The sequence below is a fragment of the Bordetella genomosp. 13 genome (genome assembly GCF_002119665.1).
Lineage (GTDB): Bacteria > Pseudomonadota > Gammaproteobacteria > Burkholderiales > Burkholderiaceae_B > Bordetella.
Genome location: NZ_CP021111.1, coordinates 2778272 through 2802349, shown reverse-complemented (window position 1 = coordinate 2802349; position 24078 = coordinate 2778272). Strand labels below are relative to the sequence as shown.

Below are 24078 nucleotides of genomic sequence, written 5' to 3'. Positions count from 1 at the left end.
AGGAGAAAAGACATGACGGATCGATTGAAGGGCAAAGTGGCCATCGTCGCGGGCGCCGGCAGCGTCGGGCCCGGCTGGGGCAACGGCCGCGCCATCGCCTACCGGTTCGCCCAGGAGGGCGCACGGGTGTTCGCGGTGGATCTCGACCTCGCGGCCATGGAAGAGACCGTGGCGCGCGTGCGCGAGGTCGGCGGAGAGATCGCCACCTGGCAGGCCGACGTCACGGACACCGACGCGGTGCGCGACATGGTGCGTGCGTGCGCCGGTCAATGGGGGCGCGTGGACATCCTGGTCAACAATGTGGGCGGGTCGCGCAAGGGCGGGCCGGTGGGCCTGGACGAAGCCGGCTGGGACAGGCAGATCGACTTCAACCTGAAGAGCGTGTACCTGGGCTGCCGCCACGTGCTGCCGCTGATGGAGCAGCAGGGCGGGGGCGCCATCGTCAACATTGCGTCCACCTCGGGCATACGCTGGACGGGTTCCGCGCAGGTGGGCTACGCCAGCGCCAAGGCCGGCGTGATCCAGCTGTCGCGCGTGGTGGCGCTGGAATACGCGAAGAAAAACATACGCTGCAATACGGTCATTCCGGGCCAGATGCACACGCCCATGGTCGAGGTGCGCTTGGCCGGCCAGCGCGCGGGCGGCGACGTGGAGCAGTTGCTGGCGCAGCGCCAGGCGCGCATTCCGCTGCCTTTCATGGGCGACGGCCTGGATACCGCCAATGCCGCGTTGTTCCTCGCCTCGGATGAAGCGCGCTTCATCACGGCGACCGAGATCGTCGTCGACGGAGGCATGAGTGCACGCTGCGACTGATGCCGCCATGCCCATGGTGCGCTATCCCGACCCCGCGGTCATCGCGCTGGACCCCCGTTTCGAGAAGCTGGTGCTGCCGCTGGCCGCCGTCGAGCGCCTGGCCGCCGGCAGCCGCTGGGCCGAGGGTCCGGTATGGTTCGGAGACGGCCGCTATCTGCTGTGGAGCGACGTGCCCAATGATCGCATCATGCGCTGGGATGAGGTCAGCGGGCAGACGCACGTATGGCGTCCCGCATCGAACCACGCCAACGGCAACACGCGCGACCGACAGGGCCGGCTGATCACCTGCGAGCACCTGGGGCGCCGCGTGACACGCACAGAGCACGACGGCCGCATCACCGTGCTGGCCGATCGCTACCAGGGCAAGCGCCTGAATTCGCCCAACGACGTCGTGGTGAAGTCCGACGGATCGATCTGGTTCACGGATCCGCCGTTCGGCATCATCGGCTATTACCAGGGCGAGAAGGCCGAGCAGGAGCTGCCCGCGGCCATCTACCGCATCTGTCCCGAGACAGGCGAGGTGTCGATGGTATGCGACTCGGTGAACGGCCCCAACGGCCTGGCGTTCTCGCCCGACGAGCGGCGACTGTACGTCATCGAGTCGCGCTCGCGTCCGCGCAACATCCTGGTGTTCGACGTGGCGGATGGCGGCCGCGCGCTGGCCGGGCGGCGCGTGCTGTTCGACGCGGCCGACGGCACGCCCGACGGCTTGCGCGTGGACGTAGAAGGCAACCTGTGGTGCGGGTGGGGCATGGGCACGCCCGAGCTGGACGGCGTGCGGGTCTATTCGCCGGAAGGCGACCTGCTGGGCCGCATCGCGCTGCCAGAGCGCTGCGCCAATCTGTGCTTCGGCGGCAAGCACCGCAACCGCCTGTTCATGGCGTCGTGCACGTCGATCTACTCGTTATTCGTCAACACTCAAGGGGCGACAGCCCTGTAAAGCCGGTTTCATCAATAACTAAGCAGAGGAGAAAAACCATGTATCTCAGCATCCTGAAGCGTCTGGCCGTCGGCGTGCTAGGCCTGGCGGCCGCCGCCGCGGCGCACGCGCAGTCCACCACCAGCCTGGTGATCGCCTTTCCCGCGGGCGGGCCCGCCGATTCGCTGGCGCGCATCGTCGCCTCGCAACTCGAGAAAGAACTGAAGCACCCGGTGCTGGTCGAGAACAAGCCGGGCGGCAACGGCGCGATCGCGGCCACCTACGTCGGTCGTTCGCGGCCCGACGGCAACACGCTGTTCCTCAGTTCGGTGGGCGCCATCTCGATCAATCCGGCGATCTATCCCAAGCTGATCTACGACCCCATCAAGGACTTCGCGCCCATTTCGCTGCTGGTGTCGGTGCCCGAGGTGCTGATCGTCGGCGCCGGCAGCCCGATCCAGAGCGCCAAGGAGTTCGTCGCGAAGGCCAAGGGCGAGGGCCTGTCGATGGCGTCCTCGGGTGTGGGCAGCATGCCGCACATGGCGATCGTGCAGCTGAAGAAGGCGGCGGGCGCGAATATCCTGCACGTGCCCTACAAGGGCGCGGCGCCGGCCATCACGGACACCATCGGCGGGCAGGTCGCCGGCTTCATCGGCGACGTGTCGGGCCTGCTGCCGCAGGTCAAGGCCGGCAAGGCCCGGGCGCTGGCCATCGCCGCGCCCAAGCGCTCGGCGGTGCTGCCCGACGTGCCCACCTTCGACGAGCTCGGCGTGCCGGACGTGTATGCCAACAACTGGTATGGCCTGTTCGCGCCCAAGGACACGCCCGCCGAGAAGGTGGCCGAACTGAACAAGCTGATCGTCAAGGTGATGGCCTCGCCCGAACTGAAGGCCTACGCCGAGTCCACCGGCGTGGAGCTGTCGCCGACCTCGGCGCAGCAGTTCGCCGACCTGGTGCGGGACGACACGAAGAAGTGGGGCGACCTGAGCCGCGCCGAAGGGATCCAGATGGAGAACTGAGGCCGCGGATGCCGTATGCGGGCTTAGAAGGCCCGCAGCACGGTGCGGCCATACTGGTTATTGGCCTCTACCAGCGTACCAAGCAGTCGCATGAACACTTCCCGGTTGCGGGCGGTGAGCGGCTCGAGCAGGCGCTCCTGCGCACGGGCCATTCCGGCGTGCAGTTCTTCCACGATCTGGATGCCGCTTTTGGTCAGTTTGGCCTGACGCGATCGTTTGTCTTCCGGGTTGATCCGCCGTTCGATCAGGCCGCGCTCCTGCAGCCGCTTCACGACGTCCGCGGTCGTGGTGCGATCCAGGCCGAGATCCATGCCGATCTCGGTCTGGTCCATCCACGGAACCACCGACAGGGCGGTGAGAATCCCATACTGCACCGGCGTGATGTTCTGGGTATGGCACTCTTCGAAGAACATCGCGTAGTGGATCTGGTTGAGCCGCCGCACCAGGAAACCGGGCCGCTCCCACAGCACCTCGCGCGCCGCATCCCCCGCGTCTTCGGCAATATGCGGGCGTGCCTTGCGAGCGGCGGATTTGCGCGCCACCACGATTTTCTTTTTGGGAGATGCCATGCGGCGGGTTTCCTGTTCCGATTAATGAATGAAAGTGTACTGACGGTTATACAGGATAGACCAGGTCATTTGCCAAAATGTTGGTGTCGTATATGACGTCGCGCAATTTCAGGCGCAATGCGCCGTCGTCGTCGCGGACGAAAATATCGCGGTAAGTGCCCGCCAGGTGCACCGTGGTGGGGCCTTCCACCAGTGTCTGCATCAGCAGGAATGCGGCCTGGGATTCGATGTCGCCCGTCTCGCCGGCGTCGATGACGCGGATATTGCTGACAATATGCAGCAGATAACGCGGCGCGTACATCTGCGTGCGCGCGATCGCCACCGCCCGGTCATGCATCATGTCGCGTCCCTCGGCATATACCAGGCCCACGGGCAGATTCAATTCGGCGTTTTCCCGCGCGGTAACGCGATAAAGCGCGTCGCTGACGAAGAACTCGGGCCAGCGTTCGACGTCGCCGCCGTCCAGGGCCGCGCAGTATTCGGCATGGAACAGTTCGATTTCGGCTTTCAGGGGCGCGGCTTTCTGCGCAGACAGGCGGCTGGGCACATAGACATTGTTCTGGTTCATCTCGTCGGGTCCTTTCAAAATCCCATGACCTGGCGGTAATACTGATACATGGACCGGATCGCGGCCTCGGAGATGAGCGTGTCCGAGGTGCCGAGCTTGCCGCTTTCCAGTTTCAGCACGTTCAGGTCGGTGCTGGAGCGGCGCACGCCTTCCTGCACGAACTTCATGGCTTCGTTGTCTTCCAGGCCCAGGAAGCCCGCGGGCCCCATCAGGTTGCCCTGGCGCAGGCGGTGGCGCTGCATTTCGTCGGTATCGTCCTCGTAGCCGAACATGGTCCATTGCATGATCATGCTGTCCGGACCGTTCGGGATGATGTGCCGCACACCCAGCGTGTTCATCTCGCGCTGCACGATGAGGTTGGGCCAGATGGTCTGCATGGTGACAGACCACGGCGAATCGAATTCCTTGACGTACTCGAGGAAGCGGTCGTCGCGCAGCCGCAGGCCGTCATGGAACGAGCGCATCTCTTTCTTGTTCTCTTCGCTGACGGTGGCGTACTTCTCTTCGCTCTTGGCCGAGGCCATGGTGCCGTGGCGGCCATGCACCTTGTCCACCGTCATGGCCGACTTGTTGCCGGCCACCAGCAGGCCGAACACCACCAGGAACGAATGCAGCAGGGTCGCGTGGTACGGATCCTTGAGATTCTCGTGGTACATCTTCCAGTTGCAGGGCAGCTCGTTGCGGTAGTAGCCCAGTATCTTCAGCGGACGACCGGGGAACACGGCGTCGAAATCGACCAGCATCTCGGGCGTCAGGTATTCGTCAAGCGGCTCGACCTCGTCGGAGTACGAGGCGAAGATCACGCCGTGGCGGGTGGTGACGTTCAGCTTGCGCAGGCCGTGGTCCTCGTTGCGGAAGTCGCGCGGCATGCCGCCCGCCTTGTTCACGCCGCGCTTGAAGGGCACGCCCTGCAGGTTGCCCTTCAGGTCGTACGACCATTGGTGATACGGGCACACGAATTCCTTGGCCTTGCCCTGGCCGTGGCGGCAGAACTCGGCGCCGCGGTGGGCGCATCGGTTCTCGAACACGTGCAGGCTGCCGTCTTCGGCGCGCGACACCACGACCGGCACGGCGCCCACATAAGAGCGCTTGTAGCTGCCCGGCTCGGGCAGCTCGGCTTCCAGGGCCACGTAGTTCCAGGTCTTGCCGCGGAAGATGCGCTCCTGTTCCTGCTCGTACACGGCCTGGCTGGTGTAGACCCAATCGGGCACGTAGTGCAGGGCGTCCTGCGGCCAGATGCAATCGGCCAGGGGAGGATCTTTGCGCGCCGGGGTGATGCCGATCACGGTCTGTGACTGATACATGGTGGGAGGCTCCTGGATGGCCGCGCGCTCAGGCAGAGCGCTGCAGGCTGGATTTGACGAAGGGTTTCAACGCGGTGGCCGGATCGGCGTAGACGTCCGCCTGGATGGGAATGGCCTGCTCGAACAGCGGGCGCAGCACGCGCAGGTCGCCGCCGGCGTTGACGGCCACGCCGTGCACGGGCACGTCGCCTTGCAGGCCCAGGCACAGCAGCTTGGGCGCGGGATCGTCGGCCGCGGACGCGCCGCGCGTCACGTAGCGCAGGCCGGGCTGCGGAGCGCCCAGGATCTGGATGTTGCAGCCGAGCTGGTCGGTCCAGAACCAGGGGTAGGGCACTGACGGGCGGGCGGCCGCCAGCATGGCGGCGGCGGCGATCGCGCCCTGGGTATTGGCGTTCTGCCAGGATTCGCGCCTGACCGGCGTGCCGTCGGCTTCCAGGCACTGGCTGGCGCAGTCGCCGGCCGCCCAGACGTGCGGATCCGAGGTCCTGCAGTCGGCATCGACCAGCACGCCCGCCGTGGCGCCGCACAGGGCCAGGCCCGCGGACGCCGCCAGGTCGGTGTTGGGCTGCAATCCGATCGAGACGAGGATGTGATCGGCCCGGATCCGGCTGCCGTCCGCCAGTACGAGCGTGGTGCCGGCATCGGCGGCGGCTGCCGGCATGGCGCCGGTGACCGCGGCGCCCAGCCGAACCTGAAGGCCGGATGCCAGAGCGCGTTGCAGCAGCCAGTCGCTGAGGTGAGGCGGCAGCACGCGGCCGAGCAGCGCACCGGCGCCTTCGAGCACCGTGACCTCGGCGCCGCGCTGCCGCGCGGTCCATGCGGCTTCCAGGCCGAGGAATCCGCCGCCGATCACCACCAGGCGCACGCCGGGCGCCAGCGCGGCGCCCAGCTTCATCGCGTCGTCCAGGGTGCGCAGGGTATGCACCGCCGGCAGGTCGTCCGGCAATAGCGGCAGGCGCCGGGCGCGGCCGCCGGTGGCCAGCAGGCACGCGTCGTAGCCCAGGCGACGGCCATCGGACAGCAGGACCTCGCGGCGCTGCGCGTCCAGCGCGCTTGCGCAGGCGCCCGCCAGCAGGTCGATGTTGAGCCCCGCGTAGAAGTCGGCCGGGTGCAGCCGGCCCACGCTGGCGTCCACGCCGGCGGCCAGCGCCTCTTTGGACAGGGGCGGACGCTCGTACGGCAGGTGTGCTTCGTCACCCACCAGCGTAAGGCTGCCGGCATAACCCAGTTCGCGCAGCGTGCGCGCCGCGACGGCTCCGGTCTGGCCGGCGCCGACGATGACGATGGAGCCCGGAGCGGCCATGGCTCAGGCATCCAGCTGCGCGTAGACCGCGCCGTCTTCGACGCGGACGGGATACACGCGGATGGGAATGGTGGCGGGCGCGCATTCGGGTTTTCCCGTGCGCAGGTCGAAGCGCGCCTGGTGCAGGGGGCATTCGACGCAGCCGTCCTCGACATAGCCATCGGCCAGCATCGCATGGCCATGGGTACAGATGCCGTCGGAAAGATAGTATTCGCCGTCGCACTTGTAGAGCGCCAGCTGGGCCTGGCCGATGGTAAGCGCGACCGCGCTGTCGTCGTCGACGTCCTGCGTGGATGCGATGCGGGTCCAGTTCATGCAAATCTCCAGCGAAATGATCAGTACACTGACAAAAGTCTAGCAGCGATGCGGCGAATCGGCCAGTGTCTGGAATGCGGGTTTTCCAAGGGTGTCGCGCGCTTCGCACAAAGGCCGAATCACACGTCCTACATTGGTGCATTGCGGCACGATAGTGGGCGTGGAGGGGACTCATGTTGGTGCAGGCGGCAAGCGTCCCGCGCGCAGCCGGAACTGAGGAATAAACCTATTGACGAATGCTCGAACTCGTCAGCATACTGATTAAAAGGCCGGCGAATAAATGCCGGTGTACTGAGCTTTTTGTCAGGTGGCACGTCCCTTGTCCAGGCATGCGCGTCACCCACAACCAAGGTCCTCAGGGCCGCTCGAACAAGGGGAAGTTGAATGCAACGTCGTCGTTTCCTGACCCAGGCCGCAGGCGTGGGCGCCGCCATCGCCGCGGCTCCGGCCATCGCGCAAGGCGCGGCCACCGTGCGCTGGCGCATGTCCACCAGCTGGCCCAAGAGCCTCGATGCCATGTACGGCTCGGCCGACGAACTGGGCAAGCGCGTGTCCGAACTGACCGAGGGCAAGTTCGAGATCCGCGTCTTCCCCGCGGGCGAAATCGTGCCTCCGGCGCAGAACATGGACGCGGTCAGCAACGGCACCGTCGAGTGCAATCACGTGCTCAGCACCTTCCACCTGGGCAAGAACACGGCGCTGGCCTTCGATACGGGCCTGTCTTTCGGCCTCAGCGCGCGCCAGCACAACGCCTGGATCCACTACGGTGGCGGCCTGGAGAAACTCCGCGCGCTGTACAAGAAGTACAACATCGTCAACCACGTCTGCGGCAACGTCGGCGTGCAGATGGGCGGCTGGTTCCGCCGCGAGATCAAGTCCGTCGAAGACCTGAAGGGCCTGAAGATGCGCATCGGCGGCATCGGCGGCATGGTGCTGTCCAAGCTGGGCGCGATTCCCCAGCAGATTCCGCCCGGCGACATCTATCCTTCGCTGGAAAAGGGCACCATCGACGCAGCCGAATGGATCGGCCCGTACGACGATCTCAAGCTCGGGCTGAACAAGGTGGCGCCGTACTACTACTCCCCCGGCTGGTTCGAAGGCAGCGCCTCGATCACCACCATGGTGAACGCCGACGCGTGGAACGCCTTGCCTCCACTGTTCAAGGCCGCCTTCGAGGTCGCGTGTTCGGAGCAGACCATGAAGATGCTGGCCAAGTACGACGCAGGCAACCCCGGCGCGTTGAAGTCGCTGCTGGCCGGCGGCGCCAAGCTGTCGTTCTTCCCGCGCGACGTCATGGACGCCGCGTACAACACCTCGCAACAGCTGTGGAAAGAACTGACGGCCGCCAACCCCGATTTCGCGGCCATCTTCCCGCAGTGGTCCGAGTTCCAGCGCGACCAGGCCAGCTGGTTCCGCGTGGCTGAAAGCGCCCTGGACAACTACACCTTCCAGGCCGTCACCCGCCGTTGACGCAGCGTCGCCTGACGGCGCGCCGCCACTCATCACCGAGGTATTCCATGCAAGACAAGCCACAGGCCCCCGATGGCGCGAAGTCCCAGGGCGTGGGCGCGCGGGTTCCCCGCAAGGAGGACGCACGCCACCTCATGGGCAAGGGCCAGTTCGTCGGGGACATGTCCATGCCGGGGCTGTGCGAGGTCGCGTTCCTGCGCAGTCCGCTGGCGCACGCCCGCATCGGCGGCATCCGCATTCCCGAGTCGCTGAACGGGCGCGCGTTCACCCGCGAACACATGCAGGTGCTGGACATCGTCGCCGATTCCACCTTGCCCACGTATCAGCGGTCGGCGCAGCCGCCACTGGCGCGCGGCAAGGTGCGCTTCGTCGGCGAGCCCGTGGCCATGGCCTTTGCCCCCACCCGGGCCGAGGCCGAAGACCTGGTCGAGGAGATCGGCGTCGACTACGACGAGCTGCCGGTCTATGCCACCGCCGAAGCGGCGCTGGCTGCGCAGGGCGACCTGGTGCACGAGGAATGGCGCGACAACCTGTTCGTCACGTTGAAAGCCGAGCGCAACTTCGATCCGGAGTCGCTGGATGCGCCCGTGGTGGTGCGCCGCCGGGTGGAGCTGGCGCGCCAGTGCATGGTGCCGATGGAAGGCAAGGCCGTGCTGGCGTACTGGGACCACCGCGAAGACCAGCTGGTCGTGGTCAGCGCCACCCAGGTTCCGCACATGATCCGCACGGGCCTGGCGCAATGCCTGGAGCTGGACCAGGCCAAGGTGCGCGTCATCTCGCCCGACGTGGGCGGCGCCTTCGGCTACAAGTGCGTGATGCAGCAGGAAGAGCTTTGTGTGGCCTGGCTGGCCAAGACCTACAAGCGTCCCTTCCGCTACCTGGAAGACCGCCGCGAGCATCTGATCGCGGGCGCGAACACGCGCGAGCACAACTACGAGATGACGGCGTACGCGGATCGCGACGGACGCCTGCTGGCGCTGGACGCGCACATCGTCATTGACGGCGGCGCCTATTCCGTGTGGCCGTTCACCATCGGCCTCGAGCCGGGACAGGCCACCGGCAATCTTCCGGGTCCCTACGATTTCCAGAGCTATCGCTGCCTGACGCAGTGCGTGGCGACCAACAAGCCGGGCTTCGTGCCGTATCGCGGCGTGGCGCGCACCGGCGTGTGCTTCGCCATCGAACTGATGATGGACGCCATCGCGCACGAGGTGGGCCGCGAGCCCTGGGAAGTGCGCATGCTGAACCTGGTCAAGCCCGAGCAGATGCCGTATGTGAACGTGGCCAACAAGCACTTCGACAGCGGCGACTATCCGGCCAGCCTGCGCCGCGCGCTGGAGATGATCGACGCCTCGGCGGTGCGGCAGCGCCAGGCGCGCGCCGAGGCCGACGGCCGCCTGATCGGGCTGGGCGTGGCCACCTACACCGAGCAGTCCGCGCACGGCACCTCGGTGTTCGCGGCCTGGGGCACGCCCGTCATCCCCGGCTACGACCAGGCCGCCGTGAAGGTGACGCCGGACGGCGGCCTGGAGGTTCGGGTGGGCGTGCATTCGCATGGCCAGGGCATGGAGACCACCTTCGCGCAGATCGCCAACGAGATCCTCGGCACCGACGTGGCCCGCGTCAAGGTCATGCATGGCGACACCGGGCAGACGCCGTTCTCCACCGGCACCTATGCATCGCGCTCGCTGGTGATGTCGGGCGGCGCCGTGTCGCAGGCGTGCAAGCGGCTGGCGCCGCGCATCGTGCACATCGGGGCGCATATGCTGTCGGTCGAGGCATCGGCTGCCGAGCTGCGCGGCGGCGCGGTGTGGGCCGGCGACCGTTCGGTCAGCCTGCGCGAGATCGCGGATGCGTGGTACATCAATCCGCACAAGCTTCCGCCGGACGCCGACATCGGCGGCCTGGAAACGACGGTGGGCTACAAACCGAAGGTCGATACCGGCTCGTTCACCTACGCCAGCCACGCGGCCGTGGTCGCGGTGGATCCGGGCACCGGCGCGGTCGAGATCCTGGACTACGTGGCCGTGGAAGACTGCGGCACCATGATCAACCCCATGGTCGTGGAGGGGCAGACCTTCGGCGGCATTGCCCAAGGCCTGGGCACGGCGCTGTACGAAGAGACGCCGTACGACGAGAATGGCCAGCCGCTGGCCTCGACCTTCGCCGATTACGTCATGCCGGGCGCCACCGAGGTGCCCAACATCCGCATCGATCATTTCGAGACGCCGTCGCCGCACACCGAGTTCGGCGCAAAGGGCATGGGAGAGGGCGGGGCGATCGCGCCGCCTGCCGTGATCTACAACGCGGTGAACGACGTGCTGCGTCGTCTGCACGCGCCGCTGGTGCAGCGCACGCCGCTCACGCCCAGGCGCCTGATGCATGCGCTGGCGCAGGCGGGCATGGCGCAGGCCGAGAGCCAGGCAAAGCCTGCGCCGACCCCGGCGCCCGTGCGTGAACTGGCGGAGGATCGCCTGTGAAAGCCGCCCGCTTCGAATACTCCTGTCCGGCCAGCCTGGCTGACGCGTTGAAGAGTTTGCAGAACCCGCAGGCGCCGGCCAAGCCCATGTCGGGCAGCCAGTCCCTGGGCCCCATGCTCAATCTGCGCCTGGCGCGTCCGCCGGCCGTAGTGGATGTGTCCCGCATCGGCGAACTGCGCACGGTCGAGCGCCGTGGTGACCGCGTGCGCGTGGGCGCCGCGGTGACGCACGCCGAGATCGAGGACGGCGTGCACGAGATGCTGAAGGGCCATCCCATGCAGGGCGTGGCGGGCCGCATCGCCTATCGCGCCGTGCGCAACCGCGGCACGATAGGCGGCAGCCTGGCGCACGCCGATCCGGCCGCGGACTGGGTGGTGGTGTGCGCGGGCCTGGGCGCGCGGCTGGAGATCGCCGGAGAGAAGGGCGCCGTGCGCCACGAGACCGTGCAGCGCTTCATGGCGGGCGCCTATACGACCTCGTTGCAAGAGGGCGAGCTGATCGTGGCCGTCGACGTGCCCGCGTTCAACGCAGAATCGCGCTTCGGCTATTACAAGTTCTGCCGCAAGACGGGCGAATTCGCCGAGGCCAGCTGTGTGGCCTGGTTCGATCCCGCCAGCCGCACGGCCCGCATCGTGCTGGGCGCCGTGGACGCCACGCCGCGTTCGCTGACCGCGCTGGCGCATGCGTGCGCGGCGCGGGGCGCGGCGGCGGTGACGACGGCGGCGGTGCGCGACGCCGTCGCGCAGGCCCTGCCCGACAAGGACGAGGTGGAACGCCGCCTGTACGAAACGGCGGTGGCGCGCTGCCTGGCGCAGGCGCTGGGCACTGCCGCCAACCTGATGGACCCCATACCGCAGCGCGGTACGAGCGAGGCATAAGCCATGAGTCTGGTTTCGATGAAAGTCAATGGCGAGGCGGTGTGCCGCGAGGTTCCCGCGCGCATGCACCTGGGCGACTACCTGCGCGACGAGGCCCGGCTGACGGGCACGCACCTGGGGTGCGAGCACGGCGTGTGCGGCGCGTGCACGGTGCTGGTGGACGGACGCCCGGTCCGCTCGTGCATCACCTACGCCGTGGCCTGCGAGTCGCGCGACGTGCGCACCGTGGAGGGCTACGACGACGATCCCGTCATGCGGCGCCTGCGCGCGGCCTTCACGGCCCATCATGCCTTGCAATGCGGCTTCTGCACGCCCGGCATGCTGGCCACCGCGCGCGACATCGTGCTGCGCCTGCCCGATGCCGACGAGAAGCGCATCCGCATCGAGCTGTCGGGCAACATCTGTCGCTGCACCGGCTACATGGGCATCGTGGCGGCGGTGCGTTCCGTGCTGCAGGCGCTGAAAGAGCAGCCGGACCCCGCGGTGGACGCGCTGCGTGCCGCGCTGCCCCGGCCACAGCCTTTGCCGGTGCTGGATGGCAGGCCCATGCAGGCGTTCACGCCGCGCGAGGACGAGGACGCCATCGCCGCTCCAGTTCCGGCCGCCAAGCCGGCCGGCGCCAGGACGGAAGGCAAGGGCAAGGGACAGCATATCGATGGCGAGTTCAGCCTGCCGTTCCCGCCCGCACAGGTGTGGGCCTTCATGGTGGATCTGCCCGCCGTGGCGGGCTGCCTGCCGGGCGCCCGGATCACATCGCAGCACGGTGACGAGGTGCAAGGCCGCATCGGCATCAAGTTCGGTCCGATGCAGGCGGCCTTCGAAGGGGCCGCCCGGCTCGAACGCGACGACGCCAGCATGGCGGCGGTGCTGCACGGCTCGGGCCGCGACACCGTCAGCCAGTCGCGCGCCCAGGGCGACATCGGCTACCGGCTGCACGCCGAAGGCCAGGGCACGAGGGTGCAGATCGACATGGATTATTCCCTGCAGGGTCCGCTGGCGCAGTTCTCGCGTTCGGGCCTGGTGCAGGACTTCGTGCGCCGCATGATCGCCGAGTTCGGCCGCAACGTGACGCGGCGCATGCAGAACCCGGGGGCGGCCGATGACGCTCCCGCGGCAGCCATCAATCCCGTCGCGCTGTTCTTCGGCGTGCTGAAGGACCGCATCCTGCGCCTGTTCCAGCGACGGCGGCAATAGCCAGTCCCGTCAGGTCCCACGCGCTTTCACTCTTTTTCGTATCCCGTTTTCGTTGGGAGGCATCATGCCGCGCTTACTCAAGCACTTGCTGTTCCTGGCCGTCGCCTGCGGCGTGCTGGCATCCGGCGTCGCGCAGTCCGCTGAGCCGGTGCGCGTAAGGCTGGATTGGACGCCGTGGGGCGTGCATGCGCCGTTTCACCTGGCCGCCCAGAAGGGCTGGTTCAAGCAGGCCGGCCTGGACGTCAGCCTGGAAGACGGCAACGGATCGGTCACTACCGTGCAGATCGTCGGCAACGGCGACAGCTTCGACGTGGGCCATGCGGCGCTGGCTTCCATGATGGTGGCGCGCGACAAGGGGCTGCCCGTCAAGGCACTGGCGGTGTTTGCCCGGCAGGGCGACATCGGCGTGCTGGTGCCGGCCGATTCGGGCATAGACGGTCCGGCGGGCCTCAAGGGCAAGCGGGTGGCCTATACCGCGGGCTCGCTCGAGGCCCCCTTCATCGACGCTTTCCTGGCGCGCGGCGGACTGCGCCGCGACGCGCTGACGCTGATCAACGTGGACGCCGCCGGCAAGGCCAGCACCTATGCCATCGGCCGCGCCGATGCCGCGTTCTCCACGATTCCCTTCTTCCTGCCGGTGGTGTCGCAGACGCGCGCCTCGCGGGCGGTGCGCTTCGCCGATTACGGGCTGCACATGCCGGGCTTCGGGCTGTTCGCCAGCGAGGCGCGGCTGGCGCAGCGCGGCGAGGTGCTGGGGCGCTTCGCCGGCGTGGTGGCGGCTGCCTGGGAATACATCTACGCGGGACACCAGGACGAAGCCGTGGCGGCCATCCTGGCGGCGCGGCCGCAGGCCCGGCTCGACGCCAAGGTGCTGCGCGGCCAGATCGATGCGCTGCGAGATTACTTCGGCCCGCTGGACGGCGTGCGCATCGGGCCGCCCGCGGCCCAGGACTGGACGCAGGCGGTGCAGACGCTGTCCTCGGTGGGCCTGGTCTCCGCGGAGCGTCCGGCCGCCGACTACTACGTGGAAAGCGGCGTCGCGCTGCGCCAGCCCTACCAGGACGCGAAATGACTGCAATGGCCATCGCCGCCCGCGGGGCGGGCAAGCGCTATGCCGGTGAAAGAGGCGTGCAGGCGCTGTCCGGCGTGAACGTGCAGGTGCCCGCCGGCCGCTTCGTCAGCCTGCTGGGCCCCAGCGGTTGCGGCAAGAGCACCTTCCTGCGCTGCGTGGCGGGACTGGAGGCCATCAGCGAAGGCAGCCTTGACGTCTATGGCCAGCCCGTTGCCGGCACGCCGCCCGGAATCGGCTTCGTCTTCCAGCGCGACGCGCTGCTGGAGTGGCGCTCGATCCGGGACAACATCCTGCTGCCGGTGGAGTTCGCCGGCAAGAAGCGGCCGGACTACCAGGCCAAGGTGGATGCCCTGCTCGGGATGACGGGGCTTTCGGCCTTCGCGGATTGCTATCCGCGCGAGCTGTCCGGCGGCATGCGCCAGCGCGCGGCCATCTGCAGGGCGCTGGTGGACGATCCCCGCCTGCTGCTGATGGACGAACCCTTTGGCGCGCTGGACGCCATGACGCGCGACCAGATGAATGCCGAGCTGCAGCGCATCTGGATGGGCACACGCAACACGGTGCTGTTCGTCACGCACGGCATCGCAGAGGCGGTGTTCCTGGGCGACGAGGTCATGGTGTTTTCGCCCCGGCCCGGCACGGTGCGGGAGATCGTTACCATCGACCTGCCGCGCCCGCGGCCACTGTCCATCCGCGAGACGCCGGCCTTCGGCGCGTATGTCTCGCACCTGCGAGGCCTGTTCCAGGAGATGGGGCTGTTCCAGGAGCAGGAGGTGGCGCGATGACGGCGGCAACGCGTTTTAAGGCATGGTGCGGCGGTCCGGTCGGGGCCGGCGCCATCTCCATCGTGCTGGCGCTGCTGGCCTGGGAAGCGTCGGCCCGCGTGCTGGACGTGCGCGCCATCATGCTGCCCTTGCCCTCGGCGGTGATCCGCGACCTGGCGCAGGATTGGCGCTGGTACGCCGACCACGCGCTCTACACGCTATTCACCACGCTGTGCGGATTCGTGCTGTCGGTGGTGGGCGGAGTGGCCATCGCGCTGCTCTTGGTCGGATCGCGGGCGTTCGCGCGCTTCGGCTATCCGCTGATCGTGGCGCTGAACAGCGTGCCCAAGGTCGCGGTGGCGCCCCTGTTCGTTATCTGGATGGGGACCGGCGCGGAGCCCAAGGTGGCTATCGCTTTCCTCATCGCCGTCTTCGCGATCATCGTCGACGCGGTCCACGGTTTGCGTTCGGTTCCGCCGGACGTGCAGGACCTGGGCCGCGTGCTGCGCGGTTCGTGGCTGCAGTTCTTCCTGAAGGTGCGCCTGCCGGCCGCGCTGCCGTCGCTCGTGGCAGGCATGAAGGTGGCCATTTCGCTTGCCCTGGTAGGCGCGATCGTGGGCGAGTTCGTGTCGTCGCAGCGCGGCCTGGGCTACGTGATCATGAGCGCGCAGGGCACCTTCGACACCGTACGCGTATTCGCGGCGCTGTTCGTGCTGGCCGCCCTGGGCCTGGCGCTGTACGGCGCCCTGGTATGGGTGGAACGCCGCGCCATGCCCTGGCGCGCGCCTCATTGAACCCGCCCACGACCTCCCTGTTCATGTTTCTTCAATGATCTGAGACTGCAATGCAAGCCCTGCTCCAGTTATCTCGTGCGATCGATGCACTGAACGCCCTCGTCGGGCGTGTCGTGGCCTGGCTCATCCTGGCCATGGTGCTGATCAGCACGGCCAACGCCTTCGGGCGGAAGTTCTTCCATGCCAGCTCCAATGCCTGGCTGGAGATCCAGTGGTACATGTTCGGCGCGCTGTTCCTGCTGACCGCGGGTTATTCGCTGCTGCGCAACGATCACGTGCGCGTGGACATCATCGCGCAGCGGTTCTCGCTGCGTGCCCAGGTCCGCATGGAGATCTTCGGCATTCTGTTCTTCCTGCTGCCCGGCTGCGGAATCATCATGTGGCTGGCGTGGCCCATGTTCTGGGAGTCGTACGCCAGCGGCGAGATGTCATCGAACTCGGGCGGCCTGATCCGCTGGCCCGCCAAGCTGCTGGTGCCGGTGGGCTTCATGCTGCTGATCGCCGCGGCGCTGTCGCACCTGATCAAGTGCATCGGCTTCCTGCGCGGCGTCTGCCGGGATCCGCGGCAGCGCGAGGCGACGCCCGACGAGCAGGCGCTGGCCGACGAGATCGCGCAGCGGCTGAAGGAAAGCGGCGTTCCCGCCGCGTCGACGGACGCGGGCGGGCGCGCCGGGCAAGTCGACGCCCAGAACAAGAAGGTGCATTGACATGGATTTTCTCATCGCCAACATGGCGCCGATCATGTTCGCCACGTTGATCGTGCTGTTGCTGACGGGGTTTCCCGTCGCCTTCGCGCTGATGGCCAACGGCATCTTCTTCGGCTTGATCGGGATGGAACTGGGGCTGCTCTCGCCCGCGCTGCTCCAGGCGCTGCCTCAGCGGGTCTTCGGCGTGGTGTCCAACGACACGCTGCTGGCGCTGCCGTTCTTCACCTTCATGGGGCTGATCCTCGAACGTTCCGGGATGGCCGAAGAACTGCTGGAAACCGTGGGTCAGCTGTTCGGGTCGGTGCGCGGCGGCCTGGCCGTCGCCGTGGTTGCCGTGGGCGCGGTGCTGTCGGCCACCACGGGCGTGGTGTCGGCGTCCATCATCTCGATGGGGCTCATCTCGCTGCCCATCATGCTGCGTTACGGGTACGACCGCAAGCTGGCCACCGGCGTCATCGCGGCGTCGGGCACCTTGTCGCAGATCATTCCGCCGTCGCTGACCCTCATCATCCTGGCCGACCAGCTGGGCCGCTCCGTGGGGGATATCTATCGCGGCGCCATCCTGCCCGGGCTCCTGATGATCGGGCTGTACCTGGCCTACGTGTTGATCCTGACGTGGATGCGGCCCGCCACCGGTCCGGCCATGCCGGCCAGCGCGCGCGAGTTCCGCGAGGCCAATGGCAGCCAGGGCACGCGTTCGCTGCTGGTGCTGATGCTGATTTCGTGCGCGGCGGCGTATCTCCTGACGGTCAATCTGATCGATCCCGGAGCGCCGGTGGACGAGACCGCGGTGGTGTCCATCCTCTGCTGGGGCGTCGTGGCCTTCACGCTGGCCTCGCTCAATCGCGTCCTGCGCCTGGGATGGCTGTCGAAAATCGCCGAGCGCGTGACCTTCGCGCTGATCCCGCCGCTGGCGCTGATCTTCCTGGTGCTGGGCACGATCTTCATCGGCCTGGCCACGCCGACCGAAGGCGGGGCCATGGGCGCCGTGGGGGCACTGATCATGGCCATGGCCAAGCGCCGGTTGACGCTGCCGCTGCTGAAGCAGGCCATGGATTCCAGCACGCGCCTGACCTGCTTCGCGCTGTTCATCCTGATCGGCTCCACGGTGTTCGGCCTGACCTTCCGCGCGGTGAACGGCGACCTGTGGGTCGAGCACCTGCTGGTGTCCGTGCCGGGCGGTGAGACGGGTTTCCTGATCTTCGTGATGGTGTTCGTCTTCGTGGCGGCCTTCTTCCTGGATTTCTTCGAGCTGGCGTTCATCGTGGTGCCGCTGCTGGGGCCCGTCGCCGACAAGCTGGGCATCGACCTGATCTGGTTCGGCGTGCTGCTGGCGCTGAACATGCAGACCTCGTTCATGCACCCGCCTTTCGGCCTGGCGTTGTTCTACCTGCGCTCGGTCGCGCCGCGCGACGATTACCGCGACCGGGTGACCGGGGCGGTGATACCGAAGGTGACCACCGGACAGATCTACTGGGGTTCGATACCGTTCATCGGCATCCAGCTGCTGCTGGTGATCATCGTGCTGTGCTTTCCGTCGCTGGTGACGCATTACAAGGACGATGCCAAGCCGGTGGATACGTCGAACGTACGCATCGAGATGCAGGGAGGAGGGTTCGACAGCAACTATGGCGGGGAACCGAGCAACCCATTCGGGAATTGAGCAGGGAACGGGGCTATCGATACGCGACGGGAAGCGGCTGGCGCCGCCTTCCGGCGCGGCACGACCGGCCCTCGGTGTGCCTTATATAGTCAGTATACTGATGAAAATTTCGAATCTACAGGTGGTAAAGCCATGCGCAAGATTGCATTTGAAGAGCACTACACCGCTCCGGGTTTCCAGGAGTATTCCAAGGTCTTTGCCCAGCACATCGACGCCGAATCGCTGGCGGAGCTGGGCCGGCGCTTGAATGACTTCGATGAGCTGCGCCTGCAGGACATGGACGAGAACGGCATCGACTACGTCATCCTGTCGCAGACCGGGCCAGGCGTGCAGGCCGAGCGGGACCCCGCCGTGGCACTGCAGCGGGCTCGGCAGAACAACGATTTCCTGGCCGAGCGCGTGGCGCGGCGCCCACAGCGCTACGGCGGCTTCGCCGTGCTGCCCATGCACGATCCCAAGGTGGCGGCCGACGAGCTGGAGCGCACGGTGCGCGACCATGGCTTCAAGGGCGCGCTGATCAACGGCCACACGAACGGCACCTATTACGACGGCCGCGAGTACGACGCGTTCTGGGAGCGCGTGCAGGCGCTGGAGGCGCCGATCTACCTGCATCCCGCCGACGCCTATGTGATGCCGCAGGCCTACGCCGGCTATCCGGTGATCGAACGGGCCACCTGGGGCTGGGGCGTCGAAACCGCGACCCATGCGTTGCGTCTGCTGTTCGGCGGCGTGTTCGACCGCTTTCCCGGCGTGCGGCTGATCCTGGGCCACATGGGCGAGGGCCTGCCGTTCCAGCGCTGGCGCTTCGACAGCCGCTTCGCCGTCTATCCGCATGGCGTCACGCTGCAGCGCCCGCCTTCGGCCTACCTGGGCTCGAACATCCTGATCACCACGTCCGGCGTCTGCTCGCATCCCACGCTGGTGGGCGCCATCGCGGAGATGGGCGCCGAGGCGGTGATGTTCTCGGTGGACTATCCGTACGAGTCCAGCGCCATCGCGGCCGAGTTCATCGAGACCGCGCCGCTGGACGAGGCCACCCGCGCCCTGGTGTGCCACGGCAACGCCGAACGACTCTTCAAGCTGTGACCGTCTGACCCACGACCGCCCTACGCAAGGAGCATCCATGACCCGAACCTACCGCATCGGCCAGATCGTGCCGAGTTCGAACACCACGATGGAGACGGAAATTCCCGCCATGCTGCTGGCACGCCAGCAGATCCGTCCCGAGCGCTTCACCTTCCACTCCAGCCGCATGCGCATGAAGAAGGTGGTGAAGGAAGAACTGGCCGCCATGGACGCCGAATCCGACCGCTGCGCCGTCGAACTGTCGGATGCGCGCGTGGACGTGCTGGGCTATGCGTGCCTGGTGGCCATCATGGCGATGGGCCACGGCTATCACCGTGTCTCGCAGGAACGGCTGTCGGGCCACACCGCGGCCAACGGCGCCAGCGCGCCCGTCATCACCAGCGCCGGCGCGCTGGTCGATGCGCTGAAAGTGATGAAGGCGAAGAAGATCGCCGTGGTGGCGCCCTACATGAAGCCGCTGACCGAGCTGGTGGTGAGCTACATCGCCAACGAAGGCTACGAGGTGACGGACTATCGCGCGCTCGAGATCCCCGACAACCTGGACGTGGGCCGCCACGACGCCGCGCGCCTGCCGGAGATCGTGCAGGGCCTGAAGTACCAGGACGCCGACGTGATCGTGCTGTCGGCCTGCGTGCAGATGCCGTCGCTGCCCGCCATCGCCAAGGTCGAGGCGCTGACCGGCAAGCCCGTCGTCACCGCGGCCGTGGCCACCACCTACGCCATGCTCAAGGCCCTGGATCTCGAGCCGGTGGTGCCCGGCGCCGGCGCCCTGCTGTCGGGCGCCTACTGAGACGAGGAGCGGGTCATGAGCACCTATCAGTACGGCGCGCAGGTCCACGCCAACGGCATCCGCCAGCACTACCTGCGCTATGGCGGCGCGAAGCCGGGGCGCGATCCCGTCATCATCGTGCCGGGCATTACCAGCCCGGCCGTCACCTGGGGCTTCGTGGCCGAGCGCTTCGGCCAGGTGTTCGATACCTATGTGCTGGACGTGCGCGGCCGCGGCCTGTCGCAGGCCGACGCCTCGCTGGACTACGGCCTGGACGCGCAGGCGGCCGACCTGCTGGCCTTCGCCCAGGCGCTCGGCTTCGAGCGCTACAGCGTGGTCGGGCACTCGATGGGCGCGCGCATCGGCATTCGGGCGGCGCGCAGCCAGCCAGCGGCGCTGGCCACGCTGGTCATGGTCGATCCGCCGGTCTCCGGTCCCGGCCGCCGCCCCTATCCGGCCAAGCTGCCCTGGTACGTGGGCTCGATGGCGCAGGCCCGCGCCGGCATGAGCGCCGAGGACATGCTGGCGTATTGCCCCACCTGGACCGAGGAGCAGCGCCAGCTGCGCGCCCAGTGGCTGCACACCTGCGACGAGCGCGCCATCCTGGCAAGCTTCGACGGCTTTCACATGGACGACGTGCATGCCGACCTGCCGCGCCTGAAGGCGCGCGCCATGCTGATCACCGCTGAGCGCGGCGACGTGGTGCGCGACGAGGACGTGGCGGAAATTTCCACGCTGGTCCCCGGGCTCGCGCATCATCGCGTGCCCGATGCCGGCCACATGATTCCGTGGGACAACGAAGAGGGCTTCTATGCCGCCTTCGGCACGTTCCTCGGCACGGCCCTGCCGGGCCCCAACCAGTCCTGAGGTGACACCATGCCAGTCAGTGACCACGCAATGATCGAAGCCTGGAAGGAGGTGCTGACGCTGTCCCGCCTGCAGGCGGGACAGACGGTGACCATCCTGACGGGCGCCACCACGCATCCGCAGACCCTGTCCACCGCGCTGATCGCGACGCAGTCGCTGGGCGCCATCGTCAACCGCCTGGACCTGCCGCCGGTCAACGGCGAGAAGGCGCTCAGCCGCGACACGCTCGCGTATCTGGGCACCATCCCGCTTACCGGCAACCAGGCCGCCATCGCGGCGCTGAAGGCCAGCGACCTGGTGCTGGACCTGATGACCCTGCTGTTCTCGCCCGAGCAGCACGAGATACTGGCCGGCGGCACCAAGATCCTGCTGGCGGTCGAGCCGCCCGAGGTGCTGGCGCGCATGGTGCCGACGCCTGCCGACCGCGAACGCGTGAAGGCGGCGTCCGCCCGCATCGAGGCAGCCAGGACGATGCGCGTCACCTCGCCAGGCGGCACGGACGTGCGCTTCGCGCTGGGCGAGTTCCCGGCCATCAGCGAGTACGGGTATGTGGACGAGCCGGGGCGCTGGGACCATTGGCCCAGCGGCTTCGCACTGACGTGGCCGAACGAGGGCAGCGCGGAGGGCACGATCGTCATCGACCGCGGCGACATCCTGCTGCCGCAGAAGTGCTATGTGAACGAGCCGATCCGGCTGACCGTGAAGGGCGGCTACGCCACGGGCATCGAAGGCGGCGTCGACGCGGAGCTGCTCAGCGAGTACATGGCCTCGTTCGACGATCCCGAGGGCTATGCGATCTCGCACATCGGCTGGGGGCTGCAGCCTCGCGCGCACTGGAGCACGCTGTCGCTGTACGACCGCGAGGCCACCATCGGCATGGACGCGCGCGCCTACGAGGGCAACTTCCTGTTTTCGCTAGGCCCCAACAACGAGGCCGGCGGCAGCCGCACCACGGCATGCCACATCGACATTCCCCTGCGCCGCTGCACGGTGCGCCTGGACGACGAAATCATGGTGCAGGACGGCAAGGTGCTGTTCCCGCCCAAAGCTGGAGAAAAACAATGAATGACGCGGTTCGCGAATCCGATGCAGACGTCTATCGGCGCCAGAGCTTCGGCACGGCCATGGCCCCCAAGGCGCCCTATGGGCTGCTGATCGTGGATTTCGTCAATGGCTTCGCCGACCCGGCGGTGTTCGGCGGCGGCAACATCCGGCCTGGCATCGACAACACCGTGGGCCTGCTGCAGGCGGCGCGCGAGCGCAGGTGGCCCGTGGCGCACACGCGCATCGTGTATGCCGATGACGACGCCGACGCGAATGTGTTTTCGTTGAAGGTGCCGGGCATGCTGGGTCTGAAAGAGCATGCGCGCAACAGCGCCATCGTCGACGAACTGACGCCCGCCGCGGGCGAGCTGGTGGTGCGCAAGACGGTGCCGTCGGCCTTCTTCGGCACCGGTTTGGCGGCGTGGCTGTCGTTCCACGGCGTGCAGACCCTGCTGGTGGCCGGCGCGGTCACCAGCGGCTGCGTGCGGGCCAGCGTGGTGGATGCCATGCAGTATGGTTTCCGGCCCCTGGTAGTGACCGATTGCGTGGGCGACCGGGCCATCGCCCCGCATGACGCCAACCTGTTCGACATGGGCCAGAAGTACGCGACGCTGATGACCCGCGACGAGGCGTTGAGCGCGACGCGGTGACCCGGGGGCGGACACGGGCGCGCGGGAGGAAGTATGAAAATCGCCGCGCGCCGGATGCCCGCGCGCCCTGAAATAATCGCCTGTAACGGAACGTCCTTATCGGACCCTAATTAAAAATCAAATAAGTTAATTAGGCTCCGTATGGGAGCAAACCCCTAATTGACGGCCTTGCCGCGCATGGGCAATATCCGCGGGGTCTCATTCAGACCCTAGTCAGGAGTAACTTATGCGCCGCACCTTGATTGCTATCGCGATCGCCGCCGCAGTGGCCGTCCCCACCATCGGACACGCCAAGCCGTTCCGCTGGGCCGCCCAGGGCGATATTCTCACCATGGATCCGCACTCGCAGAACGAGGGCATGACCATCGCGGCCAATAGCTATATCTATGAGCCCCTGGTGGATTATGACGCGTCGTTCAAGGTGGTGCCGCGGCTGGCCACGCAGTGGCAGCAGGTTTCTCCGACCTTGTACCGATTCACCCTGCGCCAAGGGGTGAAATTCCACGACGGCGCGCCATTCACCGCTGACGACGTGGTGTTTTCGGTGCACCGCGCCATGGCGCCCACCTCGAATTACAAGGCCTATACCACCGGCATCAAGGAAGCGCGCAAAGTCGACGATTTCACCGTGGAAATCGAAACCACCGCGCCCAATCCGGTGCTGCTGCGCCAGCTGCCCAACGTGTTCATCATGAACAAGGCCTGGTCCGAAAAGCACAACGTCACCAAGCCGCAGGATTTCGTCAATAAAGAAGAAACCTACGCCGCGCGCAATACCAACGGCACCGGTCCGTACATGCTGAAAACCCGCGAGGTCGACGTGCGCACGGTATTCGTAGAGCATGCGGGCTGGTGGAACAAGAAGGACAAGGTCGGCAACGTCACCGAGGTGATTTTCACGCCCATCAAGCAGAACGCCACGCGCACCGCGGCGCTGCTGTCCGGCGAGATCGATTTCGTGCTGGACCCGGCGGCCCAGGACCTGGACCGCCTGCGCCGCGAGGCCAAGGTGGTCGAGGGCAACGAGTACCGCACCATTTACATCGGCTACGACCAGAAGCGTCCCGAACTGCTGTACTCCAGCGTCAAGGGCAAGAATCCCTTCCAGGACGTGCGCGTGCGCGAGGCCCTGTACCGCGCCATCGACGTCGAGGCGATCAAGCGCGCCGTGATGCGCGGCCTGTCGGCCCCCACGGGCACGATGATCGCGCCCCAGGTGCACGGCTGGACCGAAACCCTGCACAAGCGCGTGCCGTACGACATCCAGAGGGCCCGCGCCCTGCTGAAAGAGGCCGGCTATGAAAACTCGCTGAGCTTCACGCTGGACTGTCCCAACAACCGGTACATCAACGACGAGGCCATCTGCCAGGCCGTGGTGGGCATGTGGGCCAAGGTGGGCGTGAAGGCTTCGCTGAACGCCATGCCGCGCGCCACGTACTTCCCCAAGGTGCAGAACCGCGACACCAGCGTGTTCCTGTTCGGCTGGGGCGTGCCCACGTTCGACGCCATGTACACGCTGCAGAACCTCATCCGTACCAAGGGCGAGGGCGCAGACGGCATGTACAACCTGGGCGACTACAGCAACAAGGAAGTCGACGCCATCATCGATCGCGTCAAGACCGAGACCGACGAGGCCAAGCGCGACGCCGACATCCACAAGGCACTGGAGATCCACGCCAAGGAATTCGGCCACATCCCGCTGCACGACCAGGTCATCCCGTGGGCCATGCGCAAGAACGTCAGCGTGACCCACCGCGCGGACAACCGCCTGGTCGCCGACTGGGTCAAGATCGACTGATCCTGGTTCGTTCCTTTCCCCGCGGCGGCGTC

Annotated in this window: 23 protein-coding genes; 18 read left to right on the top strand and 5 right to left on the bottom strand. The window is 67.1% G+C overall.

Features of this window, described 5'->3' with window-relative positions; genetic code table 11:
• Nucleotides 1-12 precede the first annotated feature (12 nt).
• The 3 genes from CAL15_RS12605 to CAL15_RS12595 are packed head-to-tail and all read left to right on the top strand — an operon-like array spanning nucleotide 13 to nucleotide 2751.
• Complete coding sequence (locus tag CAL15_RS12605) at nucleotides 13-813, top strand: SDR family NAD(P)-dependent oxidoreductase (RefSeq protein WP_086078906.1); 801 nt, start codon at nucleotides 13-15, stop codon at nucleotides 811-813.
• A 7-nt stretch (nucleotides 814-820) separates the two neighbouring features.
• The gene (locus tag CAL15_RS12600) at nucleotides 821-1753 is read left to right on the top strand and encodes an SMP-30/gluconolactonase/LRE family protein (protein ID WP_086078905.1); all 933 of its coding nucleotides are present in this window, start codon (nucleotides 821-823) and stop codon (nucleotides 1751-1753) included.
• 38 nt (nucleotides 1754-1791) lie between these two features.
• Nucleotides 1792-2751, top strand: coding sequence for a Bug family tripartite tricarboxylate transporter substrate binding protein (locus CAL15_RS12595; protein ID WP_086078904.1), 960 nt, complete (start codon nucleotides 1792-1794; stop codon nucleotides 2749-2751).
• 23 nt (nucleotides 2752-2774) lie between these two features.
• Here the strand turns inward: CAL15_RS12595 and CAL15_RS12590 are convergent, their stop codons facing one another.
• The 5 genes from CAL15_RS12590 to CAL15_RS12570 are packed head-to-tail and all read right to left on the bottom strand — an operon-like array spanning nucleotide 2775 to nucleotide 6810.
• Complete coding sequence (locus tag CAL15_RS12590) at nucleotides 2775-3320, bottom strand: MarR family winged helix-turn-helix transcriptional regulator (RefSeq protein WP_086078903.1); 546 nt, start codon at nucleotides 3318-3320, stop codon at nucleotides 2775-2777.
• Between the two features lie 46 nt (nucleotides 3321-3366).
• Entirely contained in the window at nucleotides 3367-3888 is a 522-nt protein-coding gene (locus tag CAL15_RS12585) for an aromatic-ring-hydroxylating dioxygenase subunit beta (RefSeq protein WP_086078902.1), read from the bottom strand.
• 14 nt (nucleotides 3889-3902) lie between these two features.
• Nucleotides 3903-5192: an aromatic ring-hydroxylating dioxygenase subunit alpha gene (locus CAL15_RS12580; protein ID WP_086078901.1), complete on the bottom strand. Its 1290-nt coding sequence runs from the start codon at nucleotides 5190-5192 to the stop codon at nucleotides 3903-3905.
• Between the two features lie 28 nt (nucleotides 5193-5220).
• A complete protein-coding gene (locus CAL15_RS12575; protein ID WP_086078900.1) occupies nucleotides 5221-6495 on the bottom strand; it encodes an NAD(P)/FAD-dependent oxidoreductase in 1275 nt (424 codons plus the stop codon).
• A gap of 3 nt (nucleotides 6496-6498) precedes the next feature.
• Entirely contained in the window at nucleotides 6499-6810 is a 312-nt protein-coding gene (locus CAL15_RS12570; protein WP_086078899.1) for a non-heme iron oxygenase ferredoxin subunit, read from the bottom strand.
• A 384-nt stretch (nucleotides 6811-7194) separates the two neighbouring features.
• On the opposite strand from CAL15_RS12570, the gene CAL15_RS12565 reads away from it, so the two are divergent.
• The 15 genes from CAL15_RS12565 to CAL15_RS12495 all read left to right on the top strand — a co-directional run bounded on the left by CAL15_RS12565 (nucleotide 7195) and on the right by CAL15_RS12495 (nucleotide 24046).
• Entirely contained in the window at nucleotides 7195-8280 is a 1086-nt protein-coding gene (locus CAL15_RS12565; RefSeq protein WP_086078898.1) for a TRAP transporter substrate-binding protein, read from the top strand.
• Between the two features lie 47 nt (nucleotides 8281-8327).
• Nucleotides 8328-10760 (top strand): xanthine dehydrogenase family protein molybdopterin-binding subunit, encoded by a 2433-nt coding sequence (locus tag CAL15_RS12560; protein WP_086078897.1) that lies wholly within the window; start codon nucleotides 8328-8330, stop codon nucleotides 10758-10760.
• Nucleotides 10757-11638 carry an FAD binding domain-containing protein gene (locus tag CAL15_RS12555; RefSeq protein ID WP_086078896.1) on the top strand — a complete coding sequence of 294 codons (882 nt, stop codon included), beginning with the start codon at nucleotides 10757-10759 and terminating at the stop codon, nucleotides 11636-11638. Before CAL15_RS12560 ends, CAL15_RS12555 begins: the two co-directional genes overlap by 4 nt.
• Before the next feature lie 3 nt (nucleotides 11639-11641).
• Complete coding sequence (locus tag CAL15_RS12550) at nucleotides 11642-12832, top strand: xanthine dehydrogenase family Fe-S subunit (RefSeq protein ID WP_086078895.1); 1191 nt, start codon at nucleotides 11642-11644, stop codon at nucleotides 12830-12832.
• Nucleotides 12833-12896: 64 nt separating this feature from the next.
• Nucleotides 12897-13904, top strand: coding sequence for an ABC transporter substrate-binding protein (locus CAL15_RS12545; RefSeq protein WP_086078894.1), 1008 nt, complete (start codon nucleotides 12897-12899; stop codon nucleotides 13902-13904).
• Entirely contained in the window at nucleotides 13901-14689 is a 789-nt protein-coding gene (locus tag CAL15_RS12540) for an ABC transporter ATP-binding protein (protein WP_086078893.1), read from the top strand. The genes CAL15_RS12545 and CAL15_RS12540 overlap by 4 nt, the downstream gene beginning before the upstream one ends.
• Nucleotides 14686-15462, top strand: a complete 777-nt coding sequence (locus CAL15_RS12535) for an ABC transporter permease (protein ID WP_086078892.1) — start codon at nucleotides 14686-14688, stop codon at nucleotides 15460-15462. The genes CAL15_RS12540 and CAL15_RS12535 overlap by 4 nt, the downstream gene beginning before the upstream one ends.
• A gap of 50 nt (nucleotides 15463-15512) precedes the next feature.
• Entirely contained in the window at nucleotides 15513-16169 is a 657-nt protein-coding gene (locus CAL15_RS12530; RefSeq protein ID WP_086078891.1) for a TRAP transporter small permease subunit, read from the top strand.
• 1 nt (nucleotide 16170) lies between these two features.
• Nucleotides 16171-17832 carry a TRAP transporter large permease gene (locus CAL15_RS12525; RefSeq protein WP_086078890.1) on the top strand — a complete coding sequence of 554 codons (1662 nt, stop codon included), beginning with the start codon at nucleotides 16171-16173 and terminating at the stop codon, nucleotides 17830-17832.
• A 132-nt stretch (nucleotides 17833-17964) separates the two neighbouring features.
• Nucleotides 17965-18918 carry an amidohydrolase family protein gene (locus CAL15_RS12520; RefSeq protein ID WP_086078889.1) on the top strand — a complete coding sequence of 318 codons (954 nt, stop codon included), beginning with the start codon at nucleotides 17965-17967 and terminating at the stop codon, nucleotides 18916-18918.
• 37 nt (nucleotides 18919-18955) lie between these two features.
• Complete coding sequence (locus CAL15_RS12515) at nucleotides 18956-19708, top strand: maleate cis-trans isomerase family protein (protein WP_086078888.1); 753 nt, start codon at nucleotides 18956-18958, stop codon at nucleotides 19706-19708.
• Nucleotides 19709-19723: 15 nt separating this feature from the next.
• A complete protein-coding gene (locus tag CAL15_RS12510; RefSeq protein ID WP_086078887.1) occupies nucleotides 19724-20554 on the top strand; it encodes an alpha/beta fold hydrolase in 831 nt (276 codons plus the stop codon).
• A gap of 9 nt (nucleotides 20555-20563) precedes the next feature.
• Nucleotides 20564-21619, top strand: a complete 1056-nt coding sequence (locus tag CAL15_RS12505) for a 2,5-dihydroxypyridine 5,6-dioxygenase (protein ID WP_086078886.1) — start codon at nucleotides 20564-20566, stop codon at nucleotides 21617-21619.
• Entirely contained in the window at nucleotides 21616-22248 is a 633-nt protein-coding gene (locus CAL15_RS12500) for an isochorismatase family protein (RefSeq protein ID WP_086078885.1), read from the top strand. The genes CAL15_RS12505 and CAL15_RS12500 overlap by 4 nt, the downstream gene beginning before the upstream one ends.
• Nucleotides 22249-22474: 226 nt before the next feature.
• The gene (locus CAL15_RS12495) at nucleotides 22475-24046 is read left to right on the top strand and encodes an ABC transporter substrate-binding protein (RefSeq protein WP_086078884.1); all 1572 of its coding nucleotides are present in this window, start codon (nucleotides 22475-22477) and stop codon (nucleotides 24044-24046) included.
• Nucleotides 24047-24078: the final 32 nt, after the last annotated feature.

Excerpts from the sequence above, each read along its gene's own strand:
- CAL15_RS12545 (WP_086078894.1), top strand. The coding sequence starts at position 12,897 with ATGCCGCGCTTACTCAAGCACTTGCTGTTCCTGGCCGTCGCCTGCGGC.
- CAL15_RS12595 (WP_086078904.1), top strand. The coding sequence starts at position 1,792 with ATGTATCTCAGCATCCTGAAGCGTCTGGCCGTCGGCGTGCTAGGCCTG.
- CAL15_RS12590 (WP_086078903.1), bottom strand. The coding sequence starts at position 3,320 with ATGGCATCTCCCAAAAAGAAAATCGTGGTGGCGCGCAAATCCGCCGCT.
- CAL15_RS12565 (WP_086078898.1), top strand. The coding sequence starts at position 7,195 with ATGCAACGTCGTCGTTTCCTGACCCAGGCCGCAGGCGTGGGCGCCGCC.
- CAL15_RS12530 (WP_086078891.1), top strand. The coding sequence starts at position 15,513 with ATGCAAGCCCTGCTCCAGTTATCTCGTGCGATCGATGCACTGAACGCC.
- CAL15_RS12600 (WP_086078905.1), top strand. The coding sequence starts at position 821 with ATGCCCATGGTGCGCTATCCCGACCCCGCGGTCATCGCGCTGGACCCC.
- CAL15_RS12575 (WP_086078900.1), bottom strand. The coding sequence starts at position 6,495 with ATGGCCGCTCCGGGCTCCATCGTCATCGTCGGCGCCGGCCAGACCGGA.
- CAL15_RS12560 (WP_086078897.1), top strand. The coding sequence starts at position 8,328 with ATGCAAGACAAGCCACAGGCCCCCGATGGCGCGAAGTCCCAGGGCGTG.
- CAL15_RS12505 (WP_086078886.1), top strand. The coding sequence starts at position 20,564 with ATGCCAGTCAGTGACCACGCAATGATCGAAGCCTGGAAGGAGGTGCTG.
- CAL15_RS12570 (WP_086078899.1), bottom strand. The coding sequence starts at position 6,810 with ATGAACTGGACCCGCATCGCATCCACGCAGGACGTCGACGACGACAGC.
- CAL15_RS12520 (WP_086078889.1), top strand. The coding sequence starts at position 17,965 with ATGCGCAAGATTGCATTTGAAGAGCACTACACCGCTCCGGGTTTCCAG.
- CAL15_RS12510 (WP_086078887.1), top strand. The coding sequence starts at position 19,724 with ATGAGCACCTATCAGTACGGCGCGCAGGTCCACGCCAACGGCATCCGC.
- CAL15_RS12535 (WP_086078892.1), top strand. The coding sequence starts at position 14,686 with ATGACGGCGGCAACGCGTTTTAAGGCATGGTGCGGCGGTCCGGTCGGG.
- CAL15_RS12495 (WP_086078884.1), top strand. The coding sequence starts at position 22,475 with ATGCGCCGCACCTTGATTGCTATCGCGATCGCCGCCGCAGTGGCCGTC.
- CAL15_RS12515 (WP_086078888.1), top strand. The coding sequence starts at position 18,956 with ATGACCCGAACCTACCGCATCGGCCAGATCGTGCCGAGTTCGAACACC.
- CAL15_RS12605 (WP_086078906.1), top strand. The coding sequence starts at position 13 with ATGACGGATCGATTGAAGGGCAAAGTGGCCATCGTCGCGGGCGCCGGC.
- CAL15_RS12580 (WP_086078901.1), bottom strand. The coding sequence starts at position 5,192 with ATGTATCAGTCACAGACCGTGATCGGCATCACCCCGGCGCGCAAAGAT.
- CAL15_RS12540 (WP_086078893.1), top strand. The coding sequence starts at position 13,901 with ATGACTGCAATGGCCATCGCCGCCCGCGGGGCGGGCAAGCGCTATGCC.
- CAL15_RS12550 (WP_086078895.1), top strand. The coding sequence starts at position 11,642 with ATGAGTCTGGTTTCGATGAAAGTCAATGGCGAGGCGGTGTGCCGCGAG.
- CAL15_RS12525 (WP_086078890.1), top strand. The coding sequence starts at position 16,171 with ATGGATTTTCTCATCGCCAACATGGCGCCGATCATGTTCGCCACGTTG.
- CAL15_RS12500 (WP_086078885.1), top strand. The coding sequence starts at position 21,616 with ATGAATGACGCGGTTCGCGAATCCGATGCAGACGTCTATCGGCGCCAG.
- CAL15_RS12585 (WP_086078902.1), bottom strand. The coding sequence starts at position 3,888 with ATGAACCAGAACAATGTCTATGTGCCCAGCCGCCTGTCTGCGCAGAAA.